The 22,405-nt window shown below is 54.5% G+C and carries 22 protein-coding genes; 5 read left to right on the top strand and 17 right to left on the bottom strand.

All coding sequences use genetic code 11. The annotated features are described in order from the left end of the window. Positions 1–10 precede the first annotated feature (10 nt). From dapC to dapE, 4 genes are all read left to right on the top strand, one after another. On the top strand, positions 11–1,207 hold the full coding sequence (gene dapC, locus JL474_RS08935) for a succinyldiaminopimelate transaminase (RefSeq protein ID WP_203141773.1): 1,197 nt from the start codon (positions 11–13) through the stop codon (positions 1,205–1,207). A 5-nt stretch (positions 1,208–1,212) separates the two neighbouring features. Beyond that, positions 1,213–1,554, top strand: coding sequence for an ArsC family reductase (locus tag JL474_RS08930; protein ID WP_203141772.1), 342 nt, complete (start codon positions 1,213–1,215; stop codon positions 1,552–1,554). A gap of 78 nt (positions 1,555–1,632) precedes the next feature. Further along, positions 1,633–2,670, top strand: a complete 1,038-nt coding sequence (dapD, locus tag JL474_RS08925; RefSeq protein ID WP_407944053.1) for a 2,3,4,5-tetrahydropyridine-2,6-dicarboxylate N-succinyltransferase — start codon at positions 1,633–1,635, stop codon at positions 2,668–2,670. Positions 2,671–2,923: 253 nt separating this feature from the next. After that, positions 2,924–4,057 (top strand): succinyl-diaminopimelate desuccinylase, encoded by a 1,134-nt coding sequence (dapE, locus tag JL474_RS08920; RefSeq protein WP_203141770.1) that lies wholly within the window; start codon positions 2,924–2,926, stop codon positions 4,055–4,057. A gap of 288 nt (positions 4,058–4,345) precedes the next feature. On the opposite strand, the gene JL474_RS08915 is transcribed toward dapE, so the two are convergent. Beyond that, positions 4,346–4,564 carry a SlyX family protein gene (locus JL474_RS08915; protein WP_123635000.1) on the bottom strand — a complete coding sequence of 73 codons (219 nt, stop codon included), beginning with the start codon at positions 4,562–4,564 and terminating at the stop codon, positions 4,346–4,348. Between the two features lie 201 nt (positions 4,565–4,765). Here JL474_RS08915 and JL474_RS21710 point away from each other — a divergent pair, with 201 nt between their 5' ends. Next, positions 4,766–5,290 carry a cold-shock protein gene (locus JL474_RS21710; RefSeq protein ID WP_328797803.1) on the top strand — a complete coding sequence of 175 codons (525 nt, stop codon included), beginning with the start codon at positions 4,766–4,768 and terminating at the stop codon, positions 5,288–5,290. A gap of 65 nt (positions 5,291–5,355) precedes the next feature. On the opposite strand, the gene JL474_RS08905 is transcribed toward JL474_RS21710, so the two are convergent. From JL474_RS08905 to JL474_RS08830, 16 genes are all read right to left on the bottom strand, one after another. Beyond that, a complete protein-coding gene (locus tag JL474_RS08905; protein ID WP_203141769.1) occupies positions 5,356–5,730 on the bottom strand; it encodes a hypothetical protein in 375 nt (124 codons plus the stop codon). 102 nt (positions 5,731–5,832) lie between these two features. Continuing rightward, entirely contained in the window at positions 5,833–6,585 is a 753-nt protein-coding gene (locus JL474_RS08900) for a hypothetical protein (protein ID WP_203141768.1), read from the bottom strand. 349 nt (positions 6,586–6,934) lie between these two features. Beyond that, positions 6,935–8,341, bottom strand: a complete 1,407-nt coding sequence (locus JL474_RS08895; RefSeq protein ID WP_203141767.1) for a mannose-1-phosphate guanylyltransferase/mannose-6-phosphate isomerase — start codon at positions 8,339–8,341, stop codon at positions 6,935–6,937. 179 nt (positions 8,342–8,520) lie between these two features. After that, positions 8,521–8,889, bottom strand: coding sequence for a histone-like nucleoid-structuring protein, MvaT/MvaU family (locus tag JL474_RS08890; protein WP_203141766.1), 369 nt, complete (start codon positions 8,887–8,889; stop codon positions 8,521–8,523). A 226-nt stretch (positions 8,890–9,115) separates the two neighbouring features. Further along, on the bottom strand, positions 9,116–10,381 hold the full coding sequence (tviB, locus tag JL474_RS08885) for a Vi polysaccharide biosynthesis UDP-N-acetylglucosamine C-6 dehydrogenase TviB (RefSeq protein ID WP_203141765.1): 1,266 nt from the start codon (positions 10,379–10,381) through the stop codon (positions 9,116–9,118). A 244-nt stretch (positions 10,382–10,625) separates the two neighbouring features. Beyond that, positions 10,626–12,398, bottom strand: a complete 1,773-nt coding sequence (locus tag JL474_RS08880) for an SLC13 family permease (RefSeq protein WP_203141764.1) — start codon at positions 12,396–12,398, stop codon at positions 10,626–10,628. A gap of 4 nt (positions 12,399–12,402) precedes the next feature. Next, a complete protein-coding gene (cysC, locus tag JL474_RS08875; RefSeq protein WP_203141763.1) occupies positions 12,403–13,017 on the bottom strand; it encodes an adenylyl-sulfate kinase in 615 nt (204 codons plus the stop codon). Between the two features lie 141 nt (positions 13,018–13,158). Further along, positions 13,159–15,099 carry a polysaccharide biosynthesis protein gene (locus JL474_RS08870; protein ID WP_203141762.1) on the bottom strand — a complete coding sequence of 647 codons (1,941 nt, stop codon included), beginning with the start codon at positions 15,097–15,099 and terminating at the stop codon, positions 13,159–13,161. Between the two features lie 2 nt (positions 15,100–15,101). Beyond that, on the bottom strand, positions 15,102–15,653 hold the full coding sequence (locus JL474_RS08865; protein WP_236012171.1) for a sugar transferase: 552 nt from the start codon (positions 15,651–15,653) through the stop codon (positions 15,102–15,104). Continuing rightward, positions 15,646–16,650 (bottom strand): UDP-glucose 4-epimerase family protein, encoded by a 1,005-nt coding sequence (locus JL474_RS08860; protein WP_203141760.1) that lies wholly within the window; start codon positions 16,648–16,650, stop codon positions 15,646–15,648. The genes JL474_RS08865 and JL474_RS08860 overlap by 8 nt, the downstream gene beginning before the upstream one ends. Before the next feature lie 27 nt (positions 16,651–16,677). After that, on the bottom strand, positions 16,678–17,439 hold the full coding sequence (locus JL474_RS08855; protein ID WP_203141759.1) for a glycosyltransferase family 2 protein: 762 nt from the start codon (positions 17,437–17,439) through the stop codon (positions 16,678–16,680). Between the two features lie 48 nt (positions 17,440–17,487). Then, entirely contained in the window at positions 17,488–18,459 is a 972-nt protein-coding gene (gene fcl / locus JL474_RS08850) for a GDP-L-fucose synthase (RefSeq protein ID WP_203141758.1), read from the bottom strand. Continuing rightward, positions 18,452–19,579 (bottom strand): GDP-mannose 4,6-dehydratase, encoded by a 1,128-nt coding sequence (gene gmd, locus JL474_RS08845; RefSeq protein ID WP_203141757.1) that lies wholly within the window; start codon positions 19,577–19,579, stop codon positions 18,452–18,454. The genes fcl and gmd overlap by 8 nt, the downstream gene beginning before the upstream one ends. 82 nt (positions 19,580–19,661) lie before the next feature. Next, complete coding sequence (locus JL474_RS21705) at positions 19,662–20,804, bottom strand: glycosyltransferase (RefSeq protein ID WP_203141756.1); 1,143 nt, start codon at positions 20,802–20,804, stop codon at positions 19,662–19,664. A gap of 14 nt (positions 20,805–20,818) precedes the next feature. Continuing rightward, a complete protein-coding gene (locus JL474_RS08835; protein WP_203141755.1) occupies positions 20,819–21,343 on the bottom strand; it encodes a hypothetical protein in 525 nt (174 codons plus the stop codon). A 209-nt stretch (positions 21,344–21,552) separates the two neighbouring features. Then, positions 21,553–22,359 carry a polysaccharide deacetylase family protein gene (locus JL474_RS08830; protein ID WP_203141754.1) on the bottom strand — a complete coding sequence of 269 codons (807 nt, stop codon included), beginning with the start codon at positions 22,357–22,359 and terminating at the stop codon, positions 21,553–21,555. Positions 22,360–22,405 lie beyond the last annotated feature (46 nt).

Below are 22,405 nucleotides of genomic sequence, written 5' to 3'. Positions count from 1 at the left end.
AGAACCAAGCATGAATCCGAATCTCGACCGTCTTCATCCCTACCCGTTTGAGAAACTGGCGCAACTCAAGGCCGGCATCACGCCGCCCGCGTCGCTCGCACCGATCGCCCTGGGCATTGGTGAGCCCAAGCACGCCGCGCCCTCGTTCGTAAAGGACGTGGTGCGTGACAACCTGGACCGTCTGGCCAACTACCCGACGACCAAAGGGATGGAAGAGCTGCGCCAGACCATCGCCGACTGGGCCACGGCACGCTTTGAGCTGACGCCGGGCACGCTGACAGCAGCCGATCACATCATTCCCGTAAACGGCACGCGGGAGGCCATCTTCTCCCTCGCCCAAGCCGTCGTGAACCCCATTCCGGGTGCGAAAGTGGTTATGCCCAACCCGTTCTACCAGATCTATGAGGGGGCCGCGTTTCTCGCTGGCGCCGAGCCGCATTTCCTGCCCTGCGAGGCGGACAATCATTTCATCCCGGATTTCGAAGCGGTGACCAGCGAGGTCTGGGATCGCTGCCAGATCCTGTACCTGTGCTCGCCGGGTAACCCGAGCGGCAGCGTCATTCCCCGGGATACGCTCAAGCGGCTGATCGAGCTGGCTGACCGGCACGATTTCCTGATTGCTTCGGATGAGTGCTATTCCGAACTCTATCCGGACGAGAACAATCCCCCGGAAGGCCTGCTTCAGACCTGCGCCGCTATCGGTCGCGATGACTATGCGCGCTGCATTGTCTTCCACAGTCTGTCGAAACGCAGCAACCTGCCGGGCCTGCGTTCGGGCTTCGTGGCTGGCGACGCCCAAGTGCTCAAGGAATACCTGCGCTACCGCACCTATCACGGCTCGTCCATGCCGATCCAGCACCAACTGGCCAGCATCGCCGCCTGGCAGGATGAAGATCACGTCCGGGAAAATCGCGCCGCCTATCGCGAGAAATTCGATGCGGTAGTGCCCATCCTGTCCGAGGTGATGCGCGTATCGGCCCCGGATGCCGGCTTCTACCTGTGGCCAGAGACACCCTTCGCCGATGACATCTTCGCCCGTGACCTGGCGGCCCAGCAGAACGTTCATGTACTGCCGGGACGCTACCTGTCCCGCGACGTGAACGGACGAAACCCAGGGGAAAACCGAATCCGTATGGCGCTGGTTGCACCGCTGGCCGAATGCATCGAGGCCGCCGAACGCATCCGTACCTTCATTCAGGAGCAGTAAGGCCCATGGACATCTACGGCATCAAAAACTGCGATACGGTCAAGAAAGCCCTCAAGTTTCTGGACAACGCTGACCAGAGCTACACCTTCCACGATTTCAAGAAGGAAGGCGTTGACGAGGATCGGCTGGCCAGCTGGGAAAAACAGGTGGGCTGGGAAATCCTGCTGAACCGCCGCGGCACTACCTGGCGCAAGCTGCCGGATGACGTTCGTGATAACATAGACCGCGATTCCGCGCTGGCAGTCATGATGGAGAATCCGTCCATCATCAAGCGGCCTGTCGTTGAGCTGAAAGGCCAGATTCATGTCGGCTTCAAGGCCGACGACTGGACCCGCCTCATCGGCTGAAACCTATTTTCAGATCCCGTTTCAGGATAATCCGGGCGCCTCGCGGCGCCCGAAGCAACCGTTTACTGATCAAGGAGCATTAACCCCATGAGTTTCGCATTCGGCATCGGCATCGGCACCCAGAACAGCAAGGGCGAGTGGCTGGAAACGTTTTACCAGAAGCCCCTGTATATGCCGGAGGCGACCATCCGGGAAATCGCATCCAACACGCTGGGATATCAGGGCGGCAACCAGGCTATTGAAGCCGATGCAGCACAGCTAACCCAGTTTGCAGAGGCCCTGCGCAGCGCCGGACAGGACGACCAGGCCCGCCTGGCCGAGAAAGCCGCCGGCAGCAAACGCCCGGCCGTCGTCACACTGCTGGATACCGACGACACCGCCTCCAGCACCCCGGAAGTCTACCTCAAGCTGCACCTGATCTCCCATCGCCTGGTTAAGCCGCACGGACTCAAGCTGGACGGCATCTTCGGCCTGCTGCCCAACGTGGCCTGGACCAGCGAGGGCGCGATTGATCTGAACGAGCTGGCTGACCGCCAGATGGATGCCCGGACGGAAGACCGCCTGCTGGAAGTGAAGTCCGTCGACAAATTCCCGCAGATGACCGACTACGTGGTGCCGCGCGGCGTTCGTATCGCGGATACCGCCCGGGTTCGCCTGGGCGCCTACGTGGGCGAAGGCACCACCGTCATGCACGAGGGCTTCATCAACTTCAACGCCGGTACCGAAGGCACCAGCATGATCGAAGGCCGGATCTCCGCCGGAGTCATGGTTGGCAAAGGATCAGACCTGGGCGGTGGCTGCTCGACCATGGGCACCCTGTCCGGTGGCGGCAACATCATCATCGCCGTCGGCGAGAACTGCCTGATCGGCGCGAATGCCGGCATCGGCATTCCGCTGGGCGACCGCACCACCGTTGAAGCCGGCCTGTACATCACCGCCGGCACCAAGGTTGCTGTGCTGGACGACAAGAACGAGGTGGTTCAGACGGTCAAGGCGCGGGACCTGGCCGGCAAGCCGGACCTGTTGTTCCGCCGCAACTCCCAGAACGGCGCGGTGGAGTGCAAGACCAACAAGACCGCGATCGAACTGAACGAGGCGTTGCACGCGAATAATTGATTGTTTGCCGGAGGGGCGCTAAATCACCGTAGGTTGGGCTGACGAAGGAAGCCCAACGGGGTGAGCGCCCTAAGGTACTGAACGCAAACAGTTTCCGCTATGAACGCGGATGGCATCCAACCGGCTGCAAGTCGAGAATTGTTGGGCTTCCTTCGTCAGCCCAACCTACCGGCCTCTCGCAAGAAGCCACGGCCCGTACTAAACATTCGGTTAATCCAATAACCCGCAGATCCAACCAACCCAAGAGACCCGCATGTCCCTATCCCCCACCCTCGAACTCGCCATCGAACTGATTCGCCGCCGATCCGTCACCCCCGATGACGCAGATTGCCAGGCGCTGATGATGCAACACCTTTCCCCGCTGGGTTTTGAGGGTGAAGCCATGAACTTTGGCGAGGTCCAGAACCTCTGGGCGCGTCGTGGAAAGGAAGGGCCCGTGCTGGCGTTCGCCGGTCATACCGATGTGGTCCCGACCGGTCCGGAAAAGAACTGGTCACAGGCGCCGTTCGAGCCGGCGATCCGGGATGGCTATTTGTATGGTCGGGGAGCCGCCGATATGAAAGGCAGCCTGGCGGCCTTTGTGACGGCCTGCGAACGCTTTGTCGCCCAGCATCCGGATCATAAGGGTTCGATTGCGCTGCTGATTACCAGCGATGAGGAAGGTCCGGCCCATGATGGCACCGTCAAAGTGGTCGAAGCCCTGGAAGCCCGCAACGAAAAGATGGACTGGTGCCTGATCGGCGAGCCATCCAGCACGCATCGGGTGGGCGACATCATTAAGAACGGCCGACGGGGGTCGCTGCACGGCTACTTGACCGTACACGGCATCCAGGGTCATGTGGCCTACCCTCACCTGGCCGAAAATCCGGTTCACACGGCGGCTCCGGCACTGGACGCGCTGGCCCGGACGCAGTGGGACGAAGGCAATGCATTCTTCCCTGCCACCACGTTCCAGATCACCAAGGTCGAAGCCGGCACCGGCAGCAATGTGATTCCAGGCGAACTGACCGTTCACTTCAACTTCCGCTACTGCACCGAGAACACCGCGGACAGCCTGCAGCAGCGCGTGATCGAGATCCTGGACAGCCACGGATTGAAATACGACCTGCAGTGGCACCTGAGCGGCCAGCCGTTCCTGACCGACCGGGGCTCCCTGGTTGATGCGGCCAGCGAGGCAATCCAGGCCGTTACCGGCGAGCCGACGGAGCTCTCAACGTCCGGCGGCACCTCTGACGGTCGCTTTATTGCTCCGACGGGCGCCCAGGTCGTGGAGTTGGGCCCGGTGAATGCAACGATCCACAAGATCGATGAGTGCGTGAAGGCCGACGACCTGGATACGTTGTCGGCGATCTATGAAGAGATTCTGGTGCGGTTGTTGGCTAAATAAACGCCGGTGATCACGGCCGCGATCCGGTAGGTTGGGCTGACACAGGAAGCCCAACAAGAAGTGGGCACCGGATGTTCCCGTTATCGCGGACATGCCTAGCGCTTGGGTTTTAAAAACCGGCTTGGCCGGTATTGAATGAGATTGGCCGTAAACCCGGTTTGTTGGGCTTCCTGTGTCAGCCCAACTACCCCGCTGAAGCATCGGCTACATTGGTCAGCCAACTCGAGCATGTAGCAGATGCTTTCGCTTCTGAGGCGCCGCCAGGTGCCCGCAAAATCCCGCGCAACCTCAATAATGCGGTGGTGGCGCTTCTTCCTCTTCCCGCTTGATGTTGGAGGGCGACACCGCTTCCAACTGTTTCTTGAGCAGCCTCTTGGCCTCCCAAAGCTCCCGCATGTCGATCTCCTGACGTGACAATTGGTCGCTCAGGGTGGCTATCACGTCGTCCTGGAAGGCCACACGGGTTTCCAGTTCCACCATTCGTGCTTCCAGTTCTTCCCAATTCATGTGACGGAACTCCTGCTCTGGGGTGGGTCGTCCACAGACTGATCTGTTATGATGCTGCGCTTGCAGATGGGCTACCCGGCCAATCCGGCTACTGTGGTCGCCTGGAACCTCTGCATTTTGTTACGCCTGAGCCCCTATTTTACGTGATTCAGGCGCCCTTATGTTTTTGATTGATCGATTGATGGGAGAATAAGTCGTCCAATGCGTAATCCACAGAAAGCGATTCTGGTAGCCCTGCTGATCGCTATTCCGGCCCCGTTCGTCCTGGCCTTTTTCCTGGTCACCTTTACACCGGAACTTTTCCAGATCCTGTCGCAATCGGGCACCAATGATGTCGCCGACAACCCCACCTTTGTGCTCGGCAGCGCGCAAGGTATCGCCGCCTACGTGATCGCCCTGATCCTGTTTGGCATCGCCGGCTTCCTGGCCGTGGCGCTGACCCAAAGCAAATCCGCCAGCGGCAGCCAGAATGACCGTCCCGCCAGCGATGGCATGGAGGATGATTTCGGGCCGGAAGGCAATGAGGAAGGAACCGTTAAGTGGTTCAATGTGAAGAAAGGCTTTGGCTTTATTGTCCGCGAAAGCGGTGATGAGGTCTTCGTCCACTTCCGCGCCATTCGCGGCCGCGGTCGTCGCGTTCTGCGCCAGGGCCAACTGGTGCGCTTCAACGTCGTTCAGGCCGACAAAGGTCTGCAGGCGGACAACGTCAGCATCCTGGAAGACTGACGGAAACGACTGCAAATCCATGGGAATCCCGACGTGGCTCGGGATTCCCATTTACCTCAGGCCATTCAATTCCAGTTCACCATCTGCTCGCCCCGGTGATCCAGTCGCCACCATTTTTCATCCTGCACGGGATCCCCTTCCTTCCAGTCGCCCGGGCTGCACCGAACTTCCACGTCAAGACGACGCCAGGCATTACGGGCACAGTCCAGATCCGAACGCCATGGCAGCTCGTCGCCTTCCAGTACGACGCTGGTGAAATGTTTGGAAAAGGCACCGGGGTATAACGAAACGCGTACCGGCACGCCCTGATAATAGCCCTTACCTTTAGCAACACCGACACTGCCGACAGCGGCCATCGCCAGGCCATCCAGGGATTCGGCCAGCCAGGTTTCCAGCCGGGCTGTATCCAGTTCACGCACGTAAATTTCCAGATCGTTCATAGCGGGACATCAAACCTTCGAATAACGACGCTCAATGCGACGGCACGAGAACGACCGCTCTCGCAGCACCGAGAAACGCCAAATCCGGCCATAATGCCGCAGCTAGCTGTCTTCGGCAATTGGTGCGGGACAACACCGGGGTTGCCGACACAGCACATCCGGGCCGCCGTCATTGAACGTTGCCCCACGTGCCGCGGCAATCTCCCGCTCCACATCGACAGCCCGCACCGTCCGCAAATCACCGCGGCGCGCCTTTTCATGCCAGTCGACGCTGTACGCCGCCCGCTCGATCTCCGCCAGACGGATGTCGTACTCCAACGAGTCAACGTCGCCACCGCGGGCCTGAGCCAATAACAAGGCCCGGTTAAGATCTTCGATACGCGCCTCGACACTTCGCAACGCCGGATCGCCCCGCTCGGCCACCATCGCCACACGCGCCGCCGCCGCAGACAGCCAACGCAACGAACCACCCGGCGTCTCCGGCCCTTCGGGCGAAAGTCCACGGGCCGCTCGATGCAACGCATCAGGGTCGATCTCGACACGCCATTCGCGCTCAATCGCCGACTGCTTGCCTCTTATAATGCTCAACCGGTGGTCGATTCCAGAGGGCGGCATATCCATGGGGTCGACCGAACGGCCGGATTGGGCCATCAGTGACTGGGCATCCTCTTGCCCCGAAGCCCGACTGGACAACAGCACAGGGCCCGGGTGAGACAGCAACAACTCGCTCGCCGGATGTAGGGGGTCTTTCATCAGGTAGAGCAGATCGTCTGGCGACATATCATCGAGGATCAACACCGTCCGGGCCGGACTCACCTCATTGCCCGATGGCACAGCCGGCTCGAGACTCGCCATCACCTCACACTCTCTCCGCAAGTCCATCCACACCGAGGGAAATGGCCAATGCGGGATGTGAGCCCGCAGCAATTCGGTCTTGCCCGAACCGGCTTCTCCCCTTAACCAGACGATTCCTCTCGACGAGCGCATCAGGGCGACGGCCAACGAGTCAGCAAAGGCGTGCCACCCCGGTGAAACAGAGGCCAACGTGAGATGGGAAGTGCGACTCGAGGCGCCGGAAGAAGACGAACGAGGGGCTTGCGGCCGGTTCCTTGGCCATTGTGACATAAGGTCCTCCTTTGACCTGTATGACTGGATAATGGATCTCGTAGCCGGTTAACTCCTGTACCCCGGCTACGAACGCGGGTCAGACCCGGTTGTAGGTATCGGCGAACCGTACAATATCGTCTTCGCCGAGATAACTCCCGGTCTGGACCTCGATCAACTCCAGCGGTATGACTCCAGGATTGGTCAGACGGTGTCGGTGGCCAACGGGAATGTATGTGGACTGATCTTCTGTCAGCAGAATCTCCTCGTCACCGCGAACCACATTGGCGGTCCCACTGACCACGACCCAGTGCTCGGCCCTGTGATGGTGTTTCTGCAGCGAGAGGGACGCGCCCGGATTGACGGTGATACGCTTGACCTGGAAGCGCTCGCCCATCGCAATACCCTCGTAGGTTCCCCAGGGCCGATGGACTTTCTTGTGAAAGCGGTGCTCGGCGCGCCCCTGGGCCTTCACCTGGGCGACGAGCTTCTTCACATCCTGAACCCGGTTACGGTCCGCCACCAGGACCACGTCATCGGTCTCGACGATAACATGGTCACTGATGCCCAGCGCCGCAATCAGACGGCCCTCAGAATGGATGTAGGAGCCGGATACGTCCTCGGTGATGACATCGCCCCGACAGACGTTGCCATGCTCATCCCGCGGCTGAATTTCCCACAGCGCGGACCAGGACCCCACATCACTCCAACCGGCGTCCAGAGGTACGACTACGGCATCCTGGGTCTTTTCCATCACCGCATAGTCAATGGAGTCATCCGGACAGGCCTCGAAGGCTTCCCGATCGACGCGCACGAAGTCCATATCCGACTGTTTGCCGGCATAAGCGTTCCGGCAGGCTTCCAGCATTTGCGGGTTGTGCTTGCCCAATTCTTCGAGATAGCGATCCGCGCGGAACAGGAACATACCGCTGTTCCAGTAGTAGCCGCCCTGATCCAGATAGGATTGAGCCGTAGCTTCATCAGGCTTTTCTACAAAGGCCTCCACCGGAGCGAAGCCCTCGGCCATGTCGCCCGCCTTGATATAGCCATAACCGGTATGAGGCGTGGCAGGCACCACACCAAAAGTAACCAGCTTGCCGCTTTCGGCGGCCTTGGCTCCGACCGCGACGGCCTCGGCAAACGCCTGCTGGTTACGAAGGACGTGATCGGAAGGCATGATCAGCAACAACTCTTCCGGATCGCTTTCTGCAGCGGCCAGCGCCGCCAGCGCGATTGCCGGCGCCGTGTTCCGACCAACCGGTTCGAGAATGATCCCATCGGTTTTCTTGTCCGCCAGCTCATGCAGATGCGCTGCCACGACAAAGCGGTGATCTTCATTGGTAATCGCCATAACACGTGTCGACGGGGCACACCCCAAACCACGCGTAATGGTTTCGGCCAAAAGCGACTCTTCTGTAACTACAGGCAGGAACTGCTTTGGATAAGCCTCGCGGGATAGCGGCCACAATCGGGTACCGGACCCGCCGGAAAGAATGACGGCTAGCATAGAGCATCCTTGTCAGAAACTTTGATCGGATTCTAACGTAAAAGCGCTACTCAATGCTTCTTTGGAAGAAGGTCAAATGGCCGGAAAAGCCAATAAGACAGTTTTATTAACGAGAAATAATGCGGCGGAAATTAAAAGAAACGAGGCCTCGGCACCTCAACTGCCGAGGCCCGACTGGCTTAATCCTGCTGCCAGCCCTGTACGGCTTCCTTACCGTATTTCTCGCGCCACTCGTTCAGCGTTTTGTGATTACCACCGCGGGTTTTCACAACTTCGCCGGAGTGCGGGTTTTTATAAGTCTTCAGCGGACGCTTCGGGCGAGAGGAGCCTGCCGCGTCGGCTTTGGCGCCAGACACTGACGGATCAATCGCACCCAGGACCTGCAACACATCCTTGGCGGATTTGTTGTAGTCCTTCATCAGAGCGCGAATCTTTTCTTCAAACTCAAGTTCACGCTTCAATGCGTTGTCTTCCTCGAGCTTCTTCAATTCGTCTGCAAGCTTATCCATCAGCTGTTTTTTCTGGTAATACTCATTGATCTTTGCCATGGATTTTACCCTTAATTGGTCAAAAACAACTTTGAAACTGAATTCGTAAATTCGGAAAGTAAAGCAAAAGAAATATCGTTCTTTGCCGAGTCAAAAACTGACAACAGCGATAATAGATCAATAATCCCTCAGTGACAATTAAATGAGGAAATATGACCTGAGCTTCATGACAATATCGAGTAAAAACGACAAGAACACGAAATTACCGATATCGCACTTCAATAAATCAGAGTCGTAAATCGGATTCCGACTTCCCGAATACAGCCTTCAGATCAAAGAAGATGCCGCCCGGTTTCAGATAGGTTCGAATTTCACTCGCACCCATTTCAATATAATCACGATGCGGCACAGCCAGTATGACGCCTTCATAGACGCCTGCTTCCGGCTGATTCGCCAATGCTATCCCATACTCGTGCTGCGCTTCTTCATTACTTGCCCAAACATCGGCGACATCAACCTGACATCCGAAATCCCGCAATTCACGAACGACATCAATAACGCGCGTATTCCGCAAATCCGGGCAATTCTCTTTAAATGTCAGGCCCAAAATCAGTATGCGAGCCCCGGATATCGTCTGCCCGGCCTTGATCATTGCTTTAACCAGCGCAGAGGCGGCATAAGCGCCCATGGAGTCATTCATACGACGACCCGCAAGAATCATTTCCGGATGATGACCGACGGCTTGTGCCTTGTGAGTCAGATAATAGGGGTCGACACCAATACAATGCCCGCCAACCAGGCCCGGTTTAAACGGAAGGAAATTCCATTTGGTGCCCGCCGCCGCCAACACGTCCTGAGTGTCCAGACCAAGGCGTGCGAAGATCATGGCCAACTCATTCATTAGGGCGATATTGACGTCACGCTGGGTGTTCTCGATGACCTTGGCCGCCTCGGCCACTTTAATGGAGGTGGCTTTGTGAGTGCCTGCGGTAATCACACTTCCATATAGCGCGTCGATTTCGCTGGCAATCTCAGGTGTGGATCCTGAAGTCACCTTCTTGATACTTGTTATGCGATGTTCTTTATCGCCTGGGTTGATCCGTTCCGGACTATAGCCGGCATAGAAATCCCGATTGAATTTGAGCCCAGAGTCTCTTTCAAGAATGGGGACGCAAACTTCCTCGGTTGCTCCGGGATAAACGGTCGATTCATAAATGACGATATCGCCTGCTTTCAGGACCTGGCCTACGGTTTCACTGGCTTTAACGAGCGGTGTCAAATCAGGGGACTTAAATTCGTCGATTGGCGTAGGGACCGTGACGATAAAGATCTGACAGTCCCTTATCCCTTCAACGGAATCTGAAAACGAAAGTCCCTTTGCTTCAGCGAGCTCAGCAGTAGACACTTCCCGCGTATAGTCCTGCCCTTTCCGCAGTTCAGCGATCCGTTTTGGATTGATATCAAAACCAACAACGTCCATCTTTCCGCCGAAAGCAGCAGCCAGCGGCAAGCCAACATAACCCAGACCGATCACAGCAACTTTTTTTCCCATTTCTCAATTCCTTTGCTAACGGGCAATTCTGGAGCTCAGTTTAGTTGAGCGTATGAACCATATAAAAGCGAAACTTTCACAGAGTCATGCTGATTTCAATCGGCCGAGGCCTCGATAACACCCGTATCAAGGCGGACATCGCAGCCTTACCAATTTTCACGACTGATCTTGAGCTTAATCGCAAAGATCTTAAGTCATTGGCTCGTCATCGGATGCCTTCAGGCAGAAAGACAGCCACTCAGGCTTAACCTTGAAACGGCCAAATCACCGGAATGAGAGACACGGCGACCATCCCAACCAACAATGAGAGAGGAACTCCAACTTTAAAGTAATCCGAGAACCTGTAACGCCCCGGCCCATATACCATAAGGTTGGTTTGATACCCGAGCGGCGTAATAAAGCTAGCGGACGCAGCGAACATCACACCGATTGCAAAAGGAATAGGGCTGGCTTGAAGAGCATCTGAAATGGCCAGAGCAATGGGAAACATCAGGATTGCGGCGGCATTATTCGTAATGACTTCGGTGAAGACTGCAGTAACCAAATAAACCACAACCAGAGCAAGCCAAGGCGAAACTCCGTCAAACTGCAGTACCGCGTCGGCAATCAGCTTGGCTGCGCCGGTAGCAGACATCGCATTGCCCAGCGCAAATGACGCCGAAATAACAATCAAGACAGGCAAGTCTATGCTGCGGCGAGCTCGACTTGGGGTAATGCATCTTGAGAGAATCATCGCTGCCGCCGCAAGAAAGGCGGATTCCAAAATGGAAAAAATACCCGATGCACTCAGAGCCACCATTACAAATAGAATGCCTAGGGCGAGCGGCGCTTTTTGGAAATCTGGAGGCGTTGAATCGTTTAAGGTGCTGACGAGTAGAAAATCTCGCCTAAATCGGTATTGATCGGCAAATTCATGGCTCGCCTCGAGCAACAGCGTATCGCCAACTTTAAGCTGAATATCGCCCAACTTACCGGCAACCCGTCTTCCCTCACGAGAAACAGAAAGAATGACTGCGTTGAATCGGGAGCGGAATCTGGAGTCACGAATAGTGGCGCCCAACGCCGGGAACTCCGGTCCCAGAACGACCTCGACCAGGCAGCGCTGGTGATTGGCTATATCGAGTTTTGAGACGTTGCCGGATGCCGGGTTCAAACCATGAATACGACGAAGTTCACTGGCACACTCCGGAGCACCGATAAAATAAAGTTTGTCCCCTCCATGGAGGGTCCGTTCAGGATCAACAGCGGTAATCAGCTTTCCCTGACGACTAATCTCGGTCAAAAACCCGTAAGCCAAAGCCCGGAGACCTGCCTCAGCAACAGATTTACCGACGAGTGGGCCGCTGGCGTCGACTTCAACCTCCACACCGTACTGCCGGACCTGGTCAAGCTCTTCTTTCAGTCCACCACGATTTGGCAGCAGACGATGCGCAACAAAGATTAGATAGAGACCGCCGACAATCGCAATAGGCACACCCAGCCAGGCAAGCTCGAAGAGCCCGAGGTTGATTCCAAGCCAGCTTTGAAGCATGCCATCAACAACCAGATTCGTACTGGTGCCGATCAGGGTGCATGTCCCGCCGAGAATGGCAGCATAACTCAGCGGAATCAGCAGTTTGGAGGTTGGAATTTGCAGCCGTTGCGACCAATCCTGAACGGCAGGTATAAACATAGCCACGACAGCGGTGTTGTTCATGAAGGCACTGAGCGCGCTCGTCGGTGCCAACATCCTCATTTGAGCGCCATACATGGAGCCGGGGTGTCCCAGAAGGATACGTGCAATCCATTGAACAGCCCCGGTTTCCTTTAATCCTGCCGCGACGACATAAAGCGTCGCTATCGTGATCACTCCGGGATTTGCAAATCCAGCAAGCGCATCTTCAGGAGGTAATACACCTGAAATAACGATAAAGACAAGAGCGCCCATCATTATCAGGTCCGCTGAAACGCTTGTCAGTGTCAGCCCCAGCAACACCGCACACAGTGTCCCTAGCGTCAGCGCAACGCCCAAGTCCATATAATCAACCCGCGCCGGAGCACTCGAGAATCAGCTTTCGATCTCGCAGATATGAGACAAGTTTATCGACACATTGGTCCACACTGTATTGAGTCGTATCCAGAGTAACTTCTGGGTGAGAAGGCAATTCGTAAGGAGCGTCAATGCCGGTAAAATGCGTAATTTCACCCGCTCGGGCCTTTTTGTACAAACCTTTGGGGTCGCGCTCTTCACAGGCTTCCAGAGGCGTATTCATGAAGACTTCGATAAACTCACCCGCCGGAAACAGATTGCGAACCATCCGACGGTCACTCGTGAACGGAGAAATAAATGCACTGAGAACGATTAACCCAGCATCAGCAAACAGCTTGCTCACCTCTCCAATACGCCGGATATTCTCTACCCTCTCATCATCTGAGAAACCCAAATCCTTGTTCAAACCATGACGAACATTATCACCATCAAGCAGGAACGTGTGATAACCACGCTGATAGAGAGCCACATCCAGAGCATTCGCAATTGTCGACTTACCCGATCCGCTTAATCCGGTAAACCATATGAGACACGGTTTCTGGTTTTTGATTTCAGCGCGTTCGGCGCGAGAAATTCGATGGTTGTGCCAGACAATATTTTCTTCCAAACCGCTGCCCTCATTTAGCCTAAATCGCTGTTATATGCCCAGTGGTGCCTCTAAATCACCCAGTACGGGAGACACTTAAGTCTTTATCCATTGATACGTGTACGGAAGGCACCAAAAGGAGCAAGCCTCAATGTTTAGTGATTAATGAAGCTTCCCCTGAAAGGTCTCCAATTGCGCATCTCTCACGGACGCATCTTCCCGATGACTACCAGCAACGAGATCTGATACCTCACAGTTAGGACAATAGCCAAGAGGCGCCTCTCTCAAAAGCGCAAATATCCTGTCCAAATCAAACTGCAAGCTTGCTTCGTGAATCATGTCGATCAGGTGTTTCACATCCACCCATGGAAGACTCGCTTCCCTCGCCTTCATGATGCGAGGGTGAGCCGTTCCTTGAGGGTCGTCGCCAATCAACAATTCTTCAAAAAGTTTTTCTCCAGGTCTGAGCCCGCTGAATACGATTTCCACATCACCGTCAGGATTCGCCTCATTTTTTTCATCCAGCCCCATCAAACGAATCATCTTACGGGCTAAATCGACTATTTTTACCGGCTCTCCCATATCGAGAACAAAAACTTCCCCGCCTTCACCCATACTTCCCGCCTGCAACACAAGCTGAGTCGCTTCCGGGATCGTCATAAAGTAACGAATGATATCGGGGTGGGTCACAGTCACAGGACCGCCGTCACGAATCTGATCCCTGAACAGCGGAACAACGGAACCGCTGGATCCAAGAACGTTGCCAAATCGAACCATGGTAAAACGTGTTTTTTCCGCTCGCCCCGCGAGCCCCTGCAGCACCAGTTCCGCCAGGCGCTTGCTGGCTCCCATGACGTTCGTTGGCCGAACAGCCTTGTCAGTTGAAATCAACACGAAACGATCGACCCCGGCAGCCACTGCGGCCTCAGCAGTGTGCCACGTACCGAAGACATTATTTTGCACACCTTCAATGACGTTGTGCTCGACGAGCGGGACGTGCTTATAGGCAGCGGCATGGTAGACCGTCTTTACTCCAAAGGCCTTCATAACGGCCTCCATTCGACGCCGATGACACACACTCCCAAGGATGGGATGCAGCTCCACCGAGAGCCCCTCAACTTGATTGATAGCGCACAGCTCTCTTTCTATCTGATACAGCGAGTACTCGGACTGCTCGAAAAGCACCAGCACGCGGGGCCTCTGCCTCAGTATCTGACGGCATAACTCCGACCCGATTGAGCCACCGGCTCCGGTAACCAGCACAGACGACTGATTGAGGCTGTTCTCAATCAGCGAGCTATCAATACGGATGGGCTCTCGTCCCAACAAATCCTCGATCTCAAGGTCCCGGATGTCATTGATTCGCGCCATGCCGGAAACCAGTTCGGACATGGAAGGCACTGTTTGAACGGGAATCGCAAGAGGTTCAAGTTGCTTCAGCAGACGTTTTCTATCGATTTTTGATTCGGGGTCCAGCGCAAGGAGTATTCGCTCGACCCTGTGTGCAACCACACCCCTCGCAATATGCTGGATACCAATGACAGGCAGGCCATTGATGGTTGCCTTGTGATTCGCATGATCGAAAGTCACAAAAATGACAGGACGGAACTCTGTACCCTGCTCCAGCGCAGAAGCAAGCTGCATCCCTGTCTCGCCCGCACCGATGATAGCAACAGTCTCTTTGGCTCGCTGAATGGGTCGATTGACAAGCACACGGACACCCAGCCGCGTGCCACTCACGAACATAAACGCAAACGCACCGTATATGACGGGCACAGAGCGCGGAACGAATGCCTGAAAAAGATAACCCAACACAATGAGTGAAAGACTGGACGCGAGCACCCCATAGATGATCGTAAGTAACGCTTTATCGCCCATGTATCTGATGACGGCCCGATATAGGCCAAGGCGGATAAAAACAACGATCGTGACGGCAATGGTGAAGATAGAGACCGTAACCTGGGAGTTCGTGGGAACCCATGCAGACTGCTCCAGTCTCAACGCAAACGCAGCCCAAAGCGCCACTGCGAGAAAGAAGACATCCGAAAAAACGGACACCAGCCGCTTGTAAACTCTTGGCAACTCCAGAAATGCTCGAAGCATTCTCACTCCTTTATCCTGTCTCCAGAGCCCTTGCCTAATACCGTCAGTACTATAAACTGGAAGTATGCTGGGAGATCCAATTGGGCGAGCATCCTGGCATCCGTTTCCGCCAGCAGTTCGGGCGTGGACATATCGATGTCATTGATTTGCGCCAGGCCGGTAATACCGGGTCGGGCATCAAGGACCCGCAAACTTTTCCTGGCCTCGATAAGCTCATGTTGGCTGAACAAGCATGGCCGAGGTCCCACAAGACTCATCTCCCCTTTCAGCACATTCCACAGCTGGGGTAATTCATCCAGCTTGGTTTTCCGAAGAAAACGCCCCAATGGGGTCACAGAGGAAAATTCAGCCAAGTGACTGGCCACCGAAGCCGTTTCTCTGGCCATGGTTCGAAACTTAACCAACACAAAAGGGCTACCAAACCGACCAACACGTTCCTGGCGAAAAATTGGCGAGCCCGTATCGAAGAAACCGACACATGCGATAATCAGCATGACCGGGAACCCGGCAACCAACCCTATAAAAGAAAAAACGATATCGAAAAATCTAATCAAAATTCCCTCTTTCTCTCTCATTTCTGGAACGATCTTCTTTCCCCAGCTCCGAAACCGTTGACCGTATTCCCTCGGAGACGGTGAAAGGGGGTTGCCAGCTCAATCTTTGTTGCGCTTTCTCAATGCTCACTTGAAGACTACCGCACAATCGGTCCACGACGGACTTTCGCCCCAACATTCGACCAAGCAAGAACAGCGCAACTGCAGGAAAATAGAAAAGCCGGACTCTCTTCCCTGAATGTTGACCAAAACAACGCAGCAAGGATGTCGTTGAAAGATCATCACCATCTGAGACAAGAAAAACGTCATTGCCCGCCTTCGGGTGATGAACAAGCAACGCCAGAAAATCAGACAGATTTCCAATATAAATCAAACTGCGCAGATTGTTTATCGCCCCGAGGGGCAAAGGTAGACCGCTCGTCGCCAGCCGGTAGAGGCTCTTAAAATTACCTTTGACACCCGGCCCGTATACCAGCGGCGGGCGCACTATCGTCACTTCCATCCCGGTTTTATCTGCGAGAGTACGGAGGGCCGCTTCGGCCTCCGACTTCGATAATCCGTAGTCGTCCTGGCAGGCACCGGTATCGGTCTCGCGAAAAGGCTCTCCCGGGCGAGTTGCTTCTCCATTTACCTTGACAGTACTGACAAACACAAAGCGCCTGACCCCTGCCTTGGCCGCCAATTCTGCGAGCTTAAGTGTCCCTGTTACGTTAATCCGCCGAAATTCGTCGAGAGGGTCTGTCGCTGTGTCGTTCATTATGTGCACTCTGGCAGCGCAATGGACCACAACGTCCACGCCCCGAAGCGCGTCATCCCATCCCGAACTCGTACACTCGTTTCCCAGAACACAGCCAGCAACGATCCGATCTGCGCAGGGAATACGACCGCTGCTATTGCGGATAGCGGCGACCGTTTCAACGTTGTCGTCATCGGCAAGTCTACGAAGCAGCGCCCCACCGACAAAGCCGGAAGCCCCCGTGACAAGAACCCGAGTCATAAGAGCCCTACTCCTGTCCCTGTCATACTAACGTCCCGACTTCCGCCAGAGCTCCATCAGCTTGAAAGGCAGCTTAGTCATGACAAGAGCGAGATTTGTGTATATGCCATTTTCCAGGCAAGCCCTGACGATCTCCCGATTCAGCAAAAGGCTGCTTTTGATCCCGGAGGTACTCACCCCTCCGGCCCTCATTCTGACGATCACCTTATTAACCCACTGATACCTGAGCCCGGCAATGGCCAGCCAGCGTACAAACATTTCATAGTCGGCTGCTATCTTGAAGTCGAGGCGGTATTGTCCACACGCCTCGTACGCTTCTCTTCTAACGAACGTAGCGGGGTGCGGCGGCATCCAGCCAAACCTGAGTTTCCAGGGCCTAAAATGGCCGGCACGATAAAACCGCGTGATGGCGGACAAATCCTCGGGAGCTACGAACACGACGTTGCCGAAGACGATATCAAGGTCTGGTTGTCGACCGAATGCGTCCATAACAGCTTGTACCGCATCATCGGTCTCATAGAAGTCATCCGAATTGAGAATTCCGATGACATCGCCCGTCGCCGCCTGAACTCCCTTGTTCATCGCATCGTAGAGGCCTTTGTCGGGCTCACTGATAACCGGGCCGAGTTGATCGCGAAATTCCTGAACAATCTCCATTGTTCGGTCTTTCGATCCGCCATCGACAATCACGTGCTCGATATCCGGATACGTCTGATTGGCCACAGAAACCATCGTATCTCTGATCGTTTCTGCACTGTTAAAGCAAACCGTAATAATTGAGACTTTCAAGCTTCTACCACAACGTTAATGTATTCGAGTCGCCTGCCGAACCTCAAATCACCCACGAACTGACCTTATGTGGTCAACAAACCAGGCGTATGTTGAGCGAAGCCCCTGTTCGAGGGTCACCGTCGGTGACCACCCCATCGATGTGATACGGGAAACATCCAGAAGCTTCCGAGGCGCCCCATCCGGTTTCGAATCGTCAAAGACGAGTCGCCCACTGAAGCCTGTTACCTTTGCGATCGTTTGAGCCAATTCAGCTATCGAACAGTCCTCACCGGTACCAACGTTGATATGTGACAACATCGGCTGGGTATCACGCTCATAATCTTCTGGGGCAAGGTTCATGACGTGAACGCTCGCGGCCGCCATATCATCAACGTGTAAAAACTCACGCTTGGGCTTGCCACTCCCCCAGATGACGACCTCCTCATCACCGCGCTCGCACGCCTCATGAAAACGCCTCAGCAATGCAGGAATTACATGGGAATTTTCAGGGTGGAAATTATCGTGAGGTCCATAGAGGTTGGTTGGCATCACACTTCGATAATCTCGTCCGAATTGGCGATTATAACTTTCACACAATTTGATACCGGCAATTTTCGCGACCGCATAGGGCTCATTGGTCGACTCCAACACACCCGTGAGCAGCGCATCTTCGGCCATAGGTTGACCTGCAAGTTTCGGATAGATGCAAGACGAGCCTAAAAACAGCACTTTTTGGACGCCAGCCTTATGAGCAGAGTGAATGAGGTTGCACTCCATCATCAGGTTTTCATAAATGAATTCGGCCGGAAACTCATTGTTCGCATGAATACCTCCGACTTTTGCCGCGGCGATATACACTTCGTCAATCTTTTCATCGTGGAAGAAGGCTTCCACCTCTTTCTGGTTCGTCAAGTCGAGTTCAGCACGGGTCCGGGTGACCAGGTCGCTCCCCCCAAGGTCCTCAAGCTTTCTGACGATTGCCGACCCGACCATTCCACGATGCCCGGCCACGAAAATTCTGGGCTTCTGGTCAGTCATGACTGCTCTCCAATGAGACGGGAATTTCCAACCCATGCTTTTTCAGTAACGCATGTCTCTGGGCAGCCTTGAGATCCTCAGCAACCATCTCCGAGCACATTTCCATCGCAGTGATCTCAGGCTCCCAACCCAGTTGTTCCTTAGCCTTGGTAGGATCGCCCAGCAACGTCTCCACCTCCGAAGGACGGAAATAACGGGGGTCTACACGAACAACGACGTCACCTACGGTCACTGCGGGGCAGGCGTCTCCCTTAACCGCTTCTACAATGCCGGTTTCGTCGACACCCTCGCCCTGAAAACGCAGAGTGATACCGAGTTCCGAGGCCGACCACTGGATAAACTCGCGGACAGAATATTGTTTGCCCGTAGCGATCACAAAATCTTCGGGGCTCTCCTGCTGGAGCATCAGCCACTGCATGCGAACATAATCCTTTGCATGCCCCCAGTCCCTGAGCGCATCGAGGTTACCCATGTAGAGGCACGACTCAAGGCCCTGAGCAATGTTGGCCATCCCACGAGTAATCTTGCGGGTGACAAAGGTTTCCCCCCGACGAGGCGATTCGTGGTTGAAGAGGATACCGTTACAGGCATACATACCGTAGGCCTCGCGGTAGTTGACGGCAATCCAGTATGCATAAAGCTTGGCCACGGCATACGGCGATCGTGGATGGAAAGGCGTTGTTTCCTTTTGCGGTGTTTCCTGGACCAATCCATATAACTCGGAGGTCGATGCCTGATAGAAGCGGGTCTTACTCTCAAGCCCGAGAAACCTGATCGCCTCCAGCAACCTTAATGTGCCGATGGCATCAACGTCCGCGGTATACTCAGGTGCCTCAAAACTCACCGCGACATGGGATTGAGCGCCAAGGTTATACACCTCATCAGGCTCAATCTCCTTGAGGATGCGAATCAGGTTCGATGAATCTGTCAGGTCACCGTAATGAAGGACGAAATTTTGGTTCTCGACATGAGGGTCCTGGTAGATATGGTCGACTCTTTGGGTGTTGAATGATGAGGCCCTGCGCTTAATCCCGTGAACCTCATATCCTTTTTCCAATAAAAACTCGGCCAAATACGAGCCGTCCTGCCCGGTAACTCCAGTAATAAGAGCTTTTTTCATAGCAACCTGCTTAACGTTCCAGCCAAAAACGATGGCCTGAATTTATAAAATGCTCTCAGAGGCTCCGCGCGCATTTTTTACGCTAGCCACACTTTGAGAGTAAGATACTGCGGATTCGGCTGTATCGCTCATCATAAGCAATCAAGGGAGACGATATGCCTTCCTCGGCTGGCCTGGACGCCCCCTCCCCAGCTTGAATCCTGTCCAAGACCTCCATGATCTTCCGTGCAGCATCCTTAGACGAAAGAGGTTTGAAATAAGTCGCGAATCTGCCACAAACCTCGCGCGCGAAATCCTTATCGGCAACGACCAATGGGCGTGCGGACGCCATAGCCTCAAGATACGACGTTGAAAACACCTCCAGAATGCTCGGAAAAAAGACAAAGTCATGAGCGGCTAATATATCTGGCGCATCTGAATAACTATAGGGACCAATATTGACAACGCTATCGACGACCCCTTTTCTGGCTGCCAGGTCAAACAACTTGCCCTCTTCTGGAGAATGCTTCTTTAACGTTACGGAAAGCTTGATATCAGCCTTTGGATACTGCTGTTTAAGCTCCGCTAAAACATCCGGAATCATCATGTGGGCTTTGTGAGGGTAATAGGCGGCCGGGTATAGGCCTTTTATCACGCCGCCATTCATCTCCGGAGTGGAAGCCGCGAATCGCTCCAAATCAAATGCCTTGCCGACCGCATTGGGCACGACATCCGTTGCCGTTTCCGGAACGAACAATCGCTCCATAAATCCCTTGCGAGAGGCTTCAGTCTGAAATATCCAGGCATCGGCCTTTCGGGCATAAAACGCCTGATAAACCGATCGAGCCAAAGTGATCAGTATCTGCCCGAAACTCCTGTTATAGCTCAGGGACTGCCAACTCAAGTTGGTGAGATATGGATTGCTACAACCCATCACGTGAGTGCATGGAAAACTGACGTAAGCCGGCCCAGCCATCGTGTAGACGACCTCTGGCTGCTTTTCCGCCACATACCGATAGAGCTGTCGCCGACTGGACGCCGATTGAGCGGGCGACTCTTGGAGACACAGAACATCATCGTCAAACCCTATTTTCCTGGCCTCGGCCAACACTTGTGGCGAAACGACGTAATACCAATCAATTTCAGGATCTTCTGCAGAATAACGCATAAAGTTGGCGGAATTCTGTACAGCCCCTCCAACGACATTGGTTGATGCGTTAAAGCACATGGCCGTTTTACGTTTCACTTGCACAAATGACCTCAAACCGATTGGCGACGCAAAGATTGGTAAAGCGATTCACATTCGGACACCAGATCCCGGCACAGGTCGTCCTGAATAGTTTTGCGAATTTCCATTTTTTTCTGACGGCGTGCCGCGAGCTCTTCTTCCGTAGCACTCGTCCCGTATCCCGTGCTCACCGTCTTATTGCGAATTCGGTTCAGGCGTTCAACTTCATCCATCACCATTTTTTCATCGACAGAATGGGCTGCCCAATTCTCGAACGTTACGCGGTATTTGGCATTGATCGCGCCAATCACTTTAGAAAAATCCGCAATGACTGTTTCAAAGTCGGCAAGGACATACTTGCCCGCGCACTTCGCAACAGCTTGATAAAACTCCAAATATTCCCTCAAGGCAGCATTGGCACCAATAGATTCGTTCGATTTAATAATAAATGATGTGACAGCGTCGACCGGCTCGCGGATGAGAACCAGGCAAGGAATGTCCTTTTTTGCCGCATAAATCACCTGCGCCGAAGCATGACAATGATGTGCGATCTTCATATCCCTTTGTTGAGGGAGTCGAAAAGCGGCTTCGGCGAATGAGTTTCCACATCTTGGGTACCCTTCAATCACGATCTCTGACGCTCTAGAAACCACCAATTGCGGCGCCCTGATTCGCGTAACCGGAAGGTATAGACAGGGTTTGGAAGTGATGAGCCGCCTGATTTGGCGACGAAAATGATTGTAGCTCAGCATAAAATAGTGGCGGCTTAAAGTTCGAGATCCAACGCGGCATGGGCGCGTTCAAGGGGAATTCGCGGCATACAGAACTGGAATCTTTGAGCGCGCTTGGCCTCCGTACTGAAAATTGACCTGTAGCCGGCCAACCTGGCCAACCAGTCTGTCCAAAAAGATCGCGCTCCATAGGGATAGGCAAAGTGCTCAATGCGCCGTCCGATCCAAGACTCCATCGCACGCTTCGAGTAACTTAACTCATTAAAGGCAACCCAGGGCAACTGCCTGGAAAGCACCAGGTGACTGTGCGAATGAGAGCCGATTGACAGCATCGACTCTCGCGACAGCTCAACGAGCTCATCCCGACTCAGCATAAGTCGTTCACTAGTCCGGTTACTGTCACTCTGGGGATATTTCTCATTCATGCCAGCCTGACGCGTGGCGTAATTCCCGGTTTTCATCTGTAGCCGAACGGTTCGGTAGTCGTCGTCACTATCGCCATTGTGAGAAACACGCTGCCACAGATCGTACTCAAACGGGATTTCACCCTGCAGGAATCGGGTTGCCACAAAATATGTCGCCTGTAACCCTCTCTCCTTCAGAATAGGCAACAGGACGTCAAGGTTGTCCTTAAAGCCATCATCAAAAGTCAGCGCATAACAGCGATCATCCGCGACATCGCGCATATCACCCAACTCATCTACGGAAACGCACTTGTAGTCAGTCAGCCGATCCAACAGACGCTCCAGATTGGAGACGGAAATGACATTGCCGCTATCAGGCCCCTGCACGTTAACGGCCTGTTTGTCAGGCAGCACTCGATGCCCATAAAAAATATACATAAATGATCACTCTACCGGAGAGTCACACTTGCATCGAATGACTCTG

It is taken from the genome of Marinobacter mangrovi, assembly GCF_016798325.1.
In the GTDB taxonomy this organism is placed as follows: Bacteria; Pseudomonadota; Gammaproteobacteria; order Pseudomonadales; family Oleiphilaceae; genus Marinobacter_A; species Marinobacter_A mangrovi.
This window is presented reverse-complemented; position numbering and strand designations above follow the sequence as displayed.